8 protein-coding genes are annotated in these 11,926 nt (G+C 48.2%); all 8 read left to right on the top strand.

Annotation, left to right across the window (positions count from 1 at the left end; translation table 11 throughout):
* Nucleotides 1-86 precede the first annotated feature (86 nt).
* Nucleotides 87-1,364 (top strand): Zn-dependent hydrolase, encoded by a 1,278-nt coding sequence (locus LG211_RS13185; protein WP_148398421.1) that lies wholly within the window; start codon nt 87-89, stop codon nt 1,362-1,364.
* Between the two features lie 151 nt (nt 1,365-1,515).
* A complete protein-coding gene (locus LG211_RS13180; protein ID WP_148398419.1) occupies nt 1,516-2,781 on the top strand; it encodes an FAD-dependent oxidoreductase in 1,266 nt (421 codons plus the stop codon).
* 1 nt (nt 2,782) lies between these two features.
* Complete coding sequence (gene preA / locus LG211_RS13175) at nt 2,783-4,036, top strand: NAD-dependent dihydropyrimidine dehydrogenase subunit PreA (RefSeq protein WP_148398417.1); 1,254 nt, start codon at nt 2,783-2,785, stop codon at nt 4,034-4,036.
* A 125-nt stretch (nt 4,037-4,161) separates the two neighbouring features.
* Nucleotides 4,162-5,640, top strand: coding sequence for a sigma-54 interaction domain-containing protein (locus LG211_RS13170; protein WP_253021011.1), 1,479 nt, complete (start codon nt 4,162-4,164; stop codon nt 5,638-5,640).
* Nucleotides 5,641-5,837: 197 nt separating this feature from the next.
* On the top strand, nt 5,838-7,067 hold the full coding sequence (locus tag LG211_RS13165) for a Zn-dependent hydrolase (RefSeq protein ID WP_269477720.1): 1,230 nt from the start codon (nt 5,838-5,840) through the stop codon (nt 7,065-7,067).
* 201 nt (nt 7,068-7,268) lie between these two features.
* Nucleotides 7,269-8,681, top strand: a complete 1,413-nt coding sequence (locus tag LG211_RS13160; RefSeq protein ID WP_148398411.1) for an amidohydrolase — start codon at nt 7,269-7,271, stop codon at nt 8,679-8,681.
* Nucleotides 8,682-8,698: 17 nt separating this feature from the next.
* Nucleotides 8,699-10,486 (top strand): sodium:solute symporter family protein, encoded by a 1,788-nt coding sequence (locus LG211_RS13155; RefSeq protein WP_148398409.1) that lies wholly within the window; start codon nt 8,699-8,701, stop codon nt 10,484-10,486.
* A 363-nt stretch (nt 10,487-10,849) separates the two neighbouring features.
* Entirely contained in the window at nt 10,850-11,827 is a 978-nt protein-coding gene (locus LG211_RS13150; protein WP_269477719.1) for an Rpn family recombination-promoting nuclease/putative transposase, read from the top strand.
* Nucleotides 11,828-11,926: the final 99 nt, after the last annotated feature.

Here is an 11,926-nt window from a genome sequence, read left to right as displayed (position 1 = left end):
ATTAAATGTAACCGGTTACAGAAACTTGTTGCATTGTGAAGGTATGGTAACTAATTTTTTTAAATATAAAAAGGAGGACGAAGATTATGTATACTTGTAGTTTGGACAGAATGACTGATAAAATCAAGACATTCAGTAAATATGGTGATGCCGGACACGGTGGAATTACTAGATATTCGCTGTCACCGGAAGCGAAACTGGCAAGAGAAGAGTTCATCAAAAGAATGAAGGCCATCGGCGCGGAAATCGAAATTGATGATGTGGCCAACATTTATGCGACTCTGCCGGGAACCGATCCGGGCGCCAAGAGAATTGTAACTGGTTCCCATGTGGATTCCGTTAAAAACGGCGGCAACTACGATGGTATCCTGGGTGTAATGAGTGCAATGGAAGTTTTGGAAACCGTTGCCGAAAACAACATTCCCCACAAACATCCGCTTACGGCAATGATCTGGACTAACGAAGAAGGCTCTCTGTATCCGCCGGCGATGATGGTTTCCGGTATTGTATGCAACGACTACCTGCCTCCTGAAATTGCAAAGAACTTTAAATATGAAAACATGATGAAATCCAAGGCAATGGAAGAGCATGAAGGCAGCGCCAAAACCTTCGGCGAAGCTCTGGATGCATCCGGCTATAAAGGCGATGCCAAATATCGTCTCAGCCCTGACAAATATCTGTGCAACTTCGAAGCGCATATTGAACAGGGACCGATCCTGGAAGAAGCGGGAAATGATATCGGCGTTGTTGACTGTGTACTGGGCATGTTCAACTACTCCCTGAAGTTCACCGGATTTGCGGCTCATGCGGGAACTTTCCCCATGAGCAAGAGACATGATGCTCTCTATGCGGCTTCCCAGGCCCTGTGCTATCTCCATGATGAGATCGACAAGCTGGGCAGACCAGAACTGGTTTACACCACAGGCGAAATCTACTGCCATCCATGCGTACATACTGTAATCCCGGACGAAGTGGAATTCTCACTGGATGTCCGCCACGAAGATCCAAAGGTCCGCGAGCAGGTTATGGAGATCGTGAAGAAGATCGCCACTATGAAATGGGCTGGCTGTGACTGCGAAATCAGAGAAAATTGGAAGCGCGACACCGTTTATTGGAACGAAAAATTGGTCGGCTATGTAAAATCTGCAGCTGAAGATGCAGACATTTCCCATCAGATGATCCATTCCGGCGCAGGCCATGATGCACAGTTCGTAGCATATATGCTGCCGACAACGATGATTTTCATCCAGACAAAAGACGGACTGTCCCATTGCGAACCGGAATACGCAAAACCAGAACACTGCACCAGCGGCGCTACCGTACTGCTGAATGCGATTCTGAAAGCGGACGAAGACTTTGAATAGTGACGATTCGTCACTACAGAGGATAATGGAGGGAGCTTTTGTCAAGCTCCCCTGAATGGATAAGCTGCATTTTCACTGACCCTAAAAGCCATTTGATGATGCAGCTTTTTTTCCAAAAGGAAAGAAGCGACGCGGTAAGGAGGAATGTAAATTGAGTAAAGTAGTAGAAGCAAAGTACACCGCAGAAGCTGTTTGTGGATTTAGCCATAGAACCGCTATGGAAGAAGCCGCAAGATGCCTGTTGTGTCACGACGCACCATGCAGCCAGAGCTGCCCGGCAGGAACTGACCCTGCAAAGTTCATTCGCTCGATCAGATTCAGAAACGTCAAAGGCGCAGCTGAAACGATTCGAGAAAACAATGTTTTAGGCGGAACCTGCGCAAGAGTTTGCCCATATGACAAGCTTTGCGAGGAAGCTTGCTCGAGATGCGGCATCGACAGACCGATTGAAATCGGAAAGCTGCAGAGATATGCCATTGATCAAGAAAAGACGTTCGGTATGAAAATACTGAATGCGCCTGATGAAAAGAAGGCGGCAAAGGTTGCCTGCGTAGGAGCAGGACCAGCATCTCTGGCCTGTGCCGCAGAACTGGCCAAAGCCGGATATCAGGTGACAATCCTGGAAAGAGAAGCCAAGGCCGGCGGCGTGCTTACATACGGAATCGTTCCCAGCAGACTGCCTCAGGCTGTCGTTGACCACGATATCGCACAGGTAGAAGGTCTGGGTGTTAAGTTTGAATTTGGAAAAGAAGTAAAAGAAGCAGATGTTGCAGATTATGATGCCGTATTCATCGGTGCCGGTTTGTGGGGCATCCGGATTCCGGATATCGAAGGAAAAGACCTGAAAGGCGTTTACGCGGCAGCTGATTTCCTGAAGGAAGCCAGAACCAAGGGCGAAGGCTTCGATCCGGGAAAGAAAGTCGTCGTTGTAGGCGGCGGCGATGTTACGGTTGACTGCGCCGTAACCGCAAAACTTCTGGGAGCGGACGATGTGAAGATCGTTTACAGAAGAACACTGGAAGAGGCTCCCGGCAATATGTCGGAATTCCAGTACGCGCTGGAGTTGGGTATCGGTATTACCACCGGTATGGCGCCGGCAGCGGTAAAAGGAAACGGCAAAGTTGAAACTGCCGTATTCAAAGGATTCAGAGACGATGCGGCTCAGATGCAGGTTTCCGCGGATACCATTGTATTTGCAACCGGCCAGGGTCCACAGGATATGACGAAGATCGCTCCTGTCAAAGTTACGGAAAAAGGCACGATTGATGCCGGCGAGGACGGCATTACCAGCGCCGACAAGTATTTTGCGGCCGGAGACATTGTAAACGGCGGCAAGACAGTTGTAGAAGCAGTAGCGGCGGGAAAAGATGCCGCAGCCTCTATGATTGCATATCTTGAGAAGAAAGGAGTGAAGTAGGATGGCAGTTAAAAAAGATTTATCTATAAACTATTTAGGTGTTGAATGCGAAAATCCGTTCTTCCTTTCAAGCTCACCGGTTGGAAGTAATTACGAGATGGTTGCAAAGAGTTTTGAAGCAGGCTGGGGCGGCGTGTTTTATAAGACCGTAGGTATCTTCGTTGCTGACGAATGCTCCCCCAGATTTGACAATGTGAATAAAGAGGGCCTACCATGGGTCGGCTTTAAAAACATGGAACAGATTTCCGACAAGCCTACTGAATTGAACTTTGAGAATATGCGTAAGCTCAAGAGAGCTTATCCGGAAAAAATCATGGTTGCTTCCATCATGGGAAGCAACGAACAGGAATGGAGAGATTTGGCTAAGATGGCGGAACAGGCGGAAGCGGATTTAATCGAAGGAAACTTCTCCTGCCCGCAGATGACCAGCCACGATATGGGTTCTGACGTAGGAACCAATCTTGAACTGGTAAGATCTTATTCCAAAGCGGTTTCCGAGACTACAAAAATCCCGTTCATCGCCAAGATGACACCCAACTGCAAGAACATGGAAGAACCTGCAATCGCAGCTATTGAAGGCGGAGCGGCCTCTGTATCGGCGATCAATACCATCAAGTCGATTACCAACATTGACTTTGAGAATATGACGGCAATGCCTGTTGTAAACGGAAAGTCTTCGATTTCCGGCTACTCCGGCGCAGCTGTTAAGCCCATCGCGCTCAGATTCATCGCTCAAATGCTCCAGAATGAAAAGTTGAAAGATCTGGAGATTTCTGGAATCGGAGGTATTGAAACCTGGAGAGATGCGGCTGAATTCCTGGCTTTGGGATGCAGAAACGTTCAGGTTACCACTGCCATCATGCAGTACGGATATCGGATTGTTGAAGATATGGCGAGCGGCCTCATGCACTTTATGGACGAGAGGGGTTACAATAAACTGGATGAATTTATCGGCTGCGCACTGCCGAATATCATCCCTGCGGAAGAGCTGAACCGTGACTTCAAAATCCTGCCTGATTTCAATGAAGATAAATGCATTGGCTGCGGCAGATGTTATATCTCCTGTTATGACGGCGCTCATCAGGCCATTGACTGGAATGAAGAGAAAAGAAGACCCGAACTGAACGACAACTGCGTAGGATGCCACCTGTGTATCAACGTATGCCCGGTTCAGGAATGTATTACACCGGGAGAAATCAAGTGGAAAGACGGCAGAAAACCGGCGGATATCACTCTCAAACATCACTACGAGTAATCTTCACACAAAGTTACCATACACAACGGGATTACACCTCTCCGGAGGTGTTTTCCTGTTTTTGGCTGTGGTTCTTGACAAAAATAGGATCCTCGTTTAGCATGGGACCCAAAGGAGATACGATTATGGAACATATGGATCAAAGCTTGTTTGAAAAAATCAAAGCCAAAGTGGAGCTTTACATGAAAGCGCTGGAAAACGTGGGAATTGCCCAGTACGAGACTTCCAGGATGAAAAAGAGCCCTCAGACAGAGGACGAGCTGCTAGCCGCACTGGAGGTCATCTTTCAGTCGAGCAAAGAGTTGAACCTCATTTTTGAAGAATCTCCCAACAGTTTCTTTGTCTGCGATGCAGACGGCGAATGCCTCAGGGTTAATAAATCTTATGAGAAAATGGTGAAAATGAACCGGCATGAAGTCTTGGGCAAAAACGTGGCTGACCTGGATGGGGACGGGATTTTCCGGCCTTCTGTGTGTTTGCTGACCCTCAAGGAAAAGCGGCCGATTTCTGTACTGCAGGATATCCGTGATGTAAAGCGTATGGCCGTGACCGGCGTACCGGTATTTGATGAAAATGGTACGCTCTTCCGGGTTGTTACCAATGCGGTCAAGCTGGACGAGATGAATTCTTTGACCCGATATATGCGAGGCAAAGAAAAGTGCGAAAAACAGAAGGTAGAGAAAAAAGAAATCATCGCTGAGAGCAAAGCCATGAAAGAGGTTCTGGGATTGGCGGATGTGATTAAAAACACGGAATCCAATGTGCTGATAACCGGAGAAACCGGTGTGGGCAAAGGCGTGCTGGCCTCCTATATCCATGAAACCAGCAATCGCTCCGTAAAACGGATGGTCAGCATCAACTGCGGAGCCATACCGGAAAACCTCCTGGAGTCAGAGCTATTCGGCTACGAGAGCGGAGCATTCACTGGAGCTGATAAAAAAGGAAAGCCGGGACTGATCGAGCTGAGCGACGGCGGAACGCTGTTTCTCGACGAAATTAGTGAGCTGCCTTTGATGCTCCAGGTTAAAATCCTTCATTTTTTGCAGACCAAAAAATTGACCCGGGTAGGGGGTACCAGAGAAATTCCCATCGATACCAGAATCATTGCTGCCAGTAACCGGGCTTTGGAGTTGGAAGTGGAACGGGGAACCTTTCGATCCGATCTCTATTACCGAATCAATGTCATCCCCATTTACATTCCGCCGCTGCGGGAAAGACGGGATGATTTGGGCGTGATCACTCAGCATTTCCTGGACATGTACATGAAAAAGTATAATAAAAAGATGAAGTTGGACGAAGAAACCATGAATTTTATCATGAATCACGATTGGAAAGGCAATGTGCGCGAACTTGAAAATTATATTGAACGATTGGTCGTGACCAATGAATCCGGCTGGGTGCTGGCCCTGGATCAGGATGAACGCAGCCAGGAAGACGGCAGAAAAGATGCCCTCAATAAAACAGTGGAAGAGGTGGAAAAGGATATCATTATTAAAGCTTACGAGCGCTATAAGAGCAGTTATAAAGTAGCTGAGGTCCTGGGCATAAGCCAGTCGACGGCCTATCGCAGAATTAAAAAGTACATAAAGGAAAGTCAAGGCTGAATCGCGTAATTCGATTTAGACTTATATGGGGCCGCCTGAAGGAATTCAAACCTTTAGCACGGTTCTTTTTTAATTCTTTCTAGCCTTTATTTTTTCGTATTTTCAGAATACTGCCGCGTTTTCCAAATGCAACCTGGCATGGATGTTGCGGAATATAGGGGGCAAATATCAAATTTGGAAAGGAGAGACTTAAAACAATGCGAATAAACGAGGAGAGACTTAGACAGCGAATGGATCGAATTAACGCAATAGCTGTAACCGAGGAGGACGGAATGATGAGGCTTGCCCTGTCGGATGCCGATCGTGAGGCGCGCGATTTATTAGTCTCATGGATGGAGGAAGCTGGAATGTCGGTGCGCATCGACGATATGGGAACCGTATACGGCGTGATGAAGGGAACGGATGAAAAGGCGCTGCCAATCTGCGTGGGCTCCCATATGGATACTCAGCCCAACGGAGGGAAATACGACGGATTTTTCGGCGTCATGGCCGGATTGGAAGCCATCCTCTCCATCAAAGAAAGCGGTCTTGAGCTGGACAGTGATTTAATTCTTGCTGATTGGACCAATGAGGAAGGCGCAAGATTTGTTCCGCCTATGCTAGCCAGCGGGGTAAACGCAGGTGTGTTTGATCCTCAGTGGGTATACGACCGGGAAGATACAGAGGGGGTTCGCTATGAAGATGAACTGAAGCGAATCGGTTATCAGGGAGAGAAAGAAAACCGACTGACAAAGGCCAAAGCTTATTTGGAGCCCCATATTGAACAAGGACCGGTTTTGGATGCCAAGGGCCTTTCGTGCGGAATCGTAACCGGTGCACTGGGAATCACTGGACTTGACATAACCATTTCCGGAGAAGCAAACCATGCAGGAACAACGCCCATGTCCCATAGAAAGGATGCATTGGTCGCCGCCGCAGAAGCCATTTCCCGCATTCGCAAAAACTGCATTGACTTTGGAGAACCGGCTGTCATTACAAACGGCATCATAAATGCTCAGCCGGCCAGCAAGAATATCGTTCCGGGAACCGTATACTTCAGTATTGACCTGCGCTACCACACCGATGAGGGTATGGCAGAACTGGAACAGCAGACGAAAGATATTATCCAGAAGACTTGTGATGAATTTGGTGTTTCCGTTCAAATCGAGCAATACTGGCGGGCTAAACCGGCCGTCTTTAATGAGACGATTGTTGGCTGCGTGGAAGAAGCGGCCAACGAAAAGAATCTGCCCGCTATGCGGATTATTTCAGGGGCCGGCCATGACGCCGTATTTATCAGTGAAATCATCCCCACGGGAATGATCTTCGTCCCCAGCATCAAAGGAATGAGCCACTGTCCTCAGGAGAACACCAAGTGGGAAGATTTAGTGGCGGGAACGGAACTGACTGCCGACGTCCTGGTTAAATTGGACAAGGAAACGATTTAAGTCATCATGACTTAAAAAGTCGATTCTGACTTAAAAATGATAAAAGTTTACGGTATTTTTTGAGGCTGCCCGCTTTTTATAAAATCCTCAAGCCATTGGTTTTCTGTCAATTCTCAAGAATCTGAAAACTGCACCGATCGTATTTGGCACATATATTGCGGTTATATATGGGTGTGAATTGAAAAAGAAAGGAGTCGTCAAGTGAGTGAATTAAATAAGATCAAAGATTTTTTGATCAAATGGAACGAAGAGAACACAGAACGCTTCTATGAAGCGGAACAGAAAATCTGGAATACACCGGAACTGTCCATGCAGGAATTCAAGTCATCGGCTGTGCTGATGGACCTGCTGGAGGAAAACGGATTCCAGGTGGAGAGGGGCGCTGCGGGCATGCCTACTGCTTTCATCGCATCTTATGGAGAAGGCCGTCCCGTGATTGGCATCAATGCGGAATATGATGCTCTTCCAGGACTTTCCCAGAAGGCGGAACCTCTGACTAAGGAGCCGGTTGTTGAAGGCGCACCGGGACAGGGCTGCGGCCACAATCTGCTGGGAGCAGGAGGCGCAAAAGCAGCTATTGCCATCAAAAATGCAATGGAGGAATTCGGTCTTGGCGGAACTGTCAAAGTCCTGGGAACTCCCGCCGAAGAGCTGTGCTTAGGAAAACCTTTCATGGGAAAGGCCGGCTGCTTTGAGGGATTTGATGCTTTTCTGGACTGGCATCCATGGTCCTACACCAAGGCCAATTATGACAGCTGCTGCGCGTATTTCAGCGTGAAATATCATTTTAAGGGGAGAACTTCCCATGGCAACTCTCCGTGGCATGGAAGAAGCGCTCTGGATGCGGCCATGCTTCAGGCTCATGGCGTGGAGTTGATGCGGGAACACATCTATCCAGGATGCCCGCCGGATGCGGCCAATACCATCAACTATACACTGACCAATACTGGTCCGGAATTCCCAAGCGTTGTCCCAGATGTGACTACTGCCTGGTATATTGGCAGGTTCATCACTACAGAAGATGCGCAGAACGCCCTGGGCCGGATTACCAAGTGCGCGGAAGGCGCGGCGCTGGCAACAGAAACAGAAGTGGAAACCGAGCTGATTACCGCTACTCACCACAAAATCCCCAATAAGGCGCTGGCAGAAGCGGTACATAAGAATATGCAGTTGGTCGGTCCGCCGGCCTTTACCGAAGAAGAACATGAAAAGGCCAAGGCGATTCAAAGAGAACTGGGGGCGCCGGAAACCGGACTGCCGAAAGAAATCTCCCCATTTGAAGGCGGATATACGGTTGTCTGCGATACTTCGGAATTCAGCTGGAATGCTCCCTATGCTTCGCCGTGGATCGCGATGGGCATGGAAAACTGCGGATGGCATCACTGGGGCGTTGCCAGATGCGCGGCGGATACCATGGGGCAAAAGAGCATGGACACCGCGGCCAAGGTTATTTCCTTATCAGCGGCCGATCTGCTGTGCGATCCTGATCTGCTGAGCAGAGCGAAGGCGGAATTTGATGAAAGGATGGAAGGGCGTACTTATAAATGTCTGCTGCCGGATGATTATGAACCGCCGATCCATCTCAATGAAGACGTTATGGCAAAATATAGATAAAATAGAAAGGAGACAAAATGAACACTATCGTTACAATTTCCATCGTGGTACTGATCATACTGGTCATCGCTTTCATCGGCGCCGGTATGTGGTTCAAACGGCTTGCCACGACCTCCGACGACTTCCTGCTGGCAGGAAGAAAAGCGCCGTTCTGGCTGCTGGCTACCGCTTATCTGGGCGGCTACGTGGGAGGCGCCAGCGTTTCCGGTTATGTAGGAAACGGCTTTAACTCCGGTATCTCAGAAATGTGGGCATCCCTGTTCGTTGTTACCGGCAGCGTAATTTTCATTATTTTATTCTCAAGAAGGCTGAACTATTTCGGACGAAAGACCAATGCTGTCACGATCTCAGACTTCATTTGTGCCAGGTACGGCGAAAAGCTCCGTGTACCTTCTGCAATTGTTTCGCTGACGAGACCGGCAATCCTGACCGGTATGCAGTTCTTAGCGATTTCCGTTTCCATGAAGGTCGTCTTCGGCACCAGCACCGAATTCGGCGTAGTCGTTTCTTCAATCATCATTCTGCTGTATCTGATTACGGCAGGGCAATACTCCGCACTGATCACACAGTGGTTCCAATCCATTCTTCAGGCGGCAGGAATTATACTTTTCGCTCTTGTAGCATTCAAAGTGATTGGAGATCCCAATACGGTGACTGTGGCCTTCTATGATGTACTGCCTAAGAGCTTTACCAACTTCTGGGCCATCGACACATCTACCTTTACCGTATATGCGCTAACGCTGGGCCTCTTCTATCTGGCTGATCCGTGGATGTATATGTGGGCATATGTGGGAGAATCTCCGAGAGTAAGCTCCAACGGAATGCTGGCTGTACTGGGCGGATCCTATTACAACGTGCTCCCGTTCCTCAGCGGTATGGCGATTCTGGTGGGTGTGACCATCGGCAAATTCACCATGCCCGACGGTCTGGCAGGCGACTCCCTGTATGCATGGTTTACCATTAATTTCTCCAATACGGCTGTAGGCGTGCTAATTCTCACCGGATTGATGATGACCATTATCTCGTGCGGTTCATCCTTTGCGATGAATGGTGTAACCATCCTCACCAGAGATATTTATCAGAAGATTATCAATAAGAAGGCTACGGACAAACAGGTTCTGTTTGCCAGCAGAGTTTCTTTGGTAATTGTTGTGGCCATCGGTATTGCCAGCGCTCTGTGGCTGCCGATTTTGGTTCCTCTGTGGGCTTTGGCTCAGGCGATCGGACTTTCCGGCCTCTTTGCCACGACCATGAGCGCTTGGTTCTGGAAACGTTCCACGACAGCGGGTGCTCTGGCCGCTACGATTGGAGGCGGAGCTGTAGCTCTTTGCTGGGCAATGTATGCGTGGGCGACGACAGGAAGCCCGGGCGGCCTGGTATTCGGTCTGCATGCGGTACATGTGGGCGTGGCAATTTCCATTCCTTTGATGATCATTGTCAGCCTGGCTACCAAGCCTGATTACGAGATGGCAAAAGCGACCAGCTATAAGGTTCTCGGCGAAGAAATGAAGGCCAGCAAGCTGATCGCAGAAGAAGATAAACCGCAGAGAGGCGGCATCTTTGGATGGCTTTGCGCCAATACGACCGGCTGGAAGGTATTCTGGGTTGTAATCGCGGTTATTTTCCTGGGACACTATGTTCTTTCCCTGGGCTTTGCAAATCAGGGGCTGGGTATGGCCATGGTATGGGTATCCTTCATCGTCGGCGGACTCATGATCTTTATGTTGGCCATCCTGGGCGGAAAAGATATTATCAATATGGCAAAAGCGAGCAAAAGAGCTGGCGATAAGCTGAAAGACAGATAAATCGAACACGGCGGGCAGATTCGCCGGAATAATAAGGAAGGGCTGGCTGCGAAAATGGACATTCGCGGCCGGCCTTTTTGTCTGACGCTGCCTGGGTGCGGTGAAACGGCCGTTTTGATCCTCGGACTTGACCAGCCGACCGGTCCAGTTACCAGCCAGCTGGGCCGTTTACACTAATTTTGATAGGTTGGCTGAAATTAGTGTAAAATTTCAACGGTTTCGGCCAGTTGGATATTATGTCAGTGCAGAGATAATTGCAGCCCCGGCCCCAGATCATGAGAGATAAAATGAAACATATCAAAAATTGACTTTACATATTTTTACAAATGACATATAATGGTATAAATAAACTCTAAGGAGAGAATGATGGAACAATTAGAAGAGTATGTATTGCAATTGGATCATGCAAATTTTATAATAAAAGAAGATACGGCGTACTACCGTACCAGCCGGGATTTTAAGGATCGGATCTTCCGTCTGTTGTTCAGCGAAAAAGAGGAGGCGTTAGAACTGTTTAATGCGTTGGAAGAGACGAATTACGCACAAACAGAGAAACTGGAAATCGTGACGCTGGAAGATGCGATTTATAACCAAAAGGTGAATGATTTGGCTTTTCAATATTCTGCGGCGTTGCTTTCCGTTGTGGAGCACCAATCGTCATGGAGTGAAAATATGCCTCTGCGCGAGATGGTGTATTTGGCAAGAACCTATGAAAAGATACTGGATAACAGGAAGGCCTATCAAAAGAAACTCTATCAAATTCCTACACCGCACCTGTTTGTGCTTTACAATGGCCAGGAGGAGCGCCCCACTGAAACGATTCAGTATTTGTCGGAAGCGTTTCTCCGGAAAGAAGGCTCGCTCTATGGCCAGATTATGGTTAAAATCATTAATATCAATTATCATAAACAACATCCCATCCTGCTGCGCAGCAGAACGCTGAGGGAATATTCGTACTTTATAGAAGAAGTAAGAGGGAATATGCGTAAAAAAGGGATGGATCGGGATGAAGCGATTCGTCATGCAATATGGAGTTGTACGGGAAAAGGGATTCTAAAATCTTTTTTAGAGCAACACGGAAGCGAGGTGGAAAATATGTTAACATTGTATTTGACCGAAGAAGAATTTATTGATATTCGTGCGGAGGAGAAGGCGGAAGAACTGGTGGAGGAGCGAGCCGAGAAACTGGTGGAGGAGCGGGCCAAGAAACTGGCAGATGAGCGGGCCGAGGAAAAGGAAAGAGAAATTGTCTGCAACATAGCACGAAGCGGCATGATCCCGGAAAAAATTGTTGAAATGACTGGGATACCGGAAGCAACTGTCAAACGATACCTTGAGTGAATCTGTCGCCACTGACAAAACGAAACGGGAAATAAAAGATAGATCCTCTTACTGGCACGAAAGCTGCACTTGTACAAATCAGGCACAGAAAAAGCTAAG

The sequence above is a fragment of the Hominibacterium faecale genome (assembly GCF_020734085.1).
Taxonomy (GTDB): Bacteria; Bacillota; Clostridia; order Peptostreptococcales; family Anaerovoracaceae; genus Hominibacterium; species Hominibacterium faecale.
Note: the sequence above shows the minus strand (reverse complement) of the source record. Positions and strands in the feature narration are given on the sequence as shown.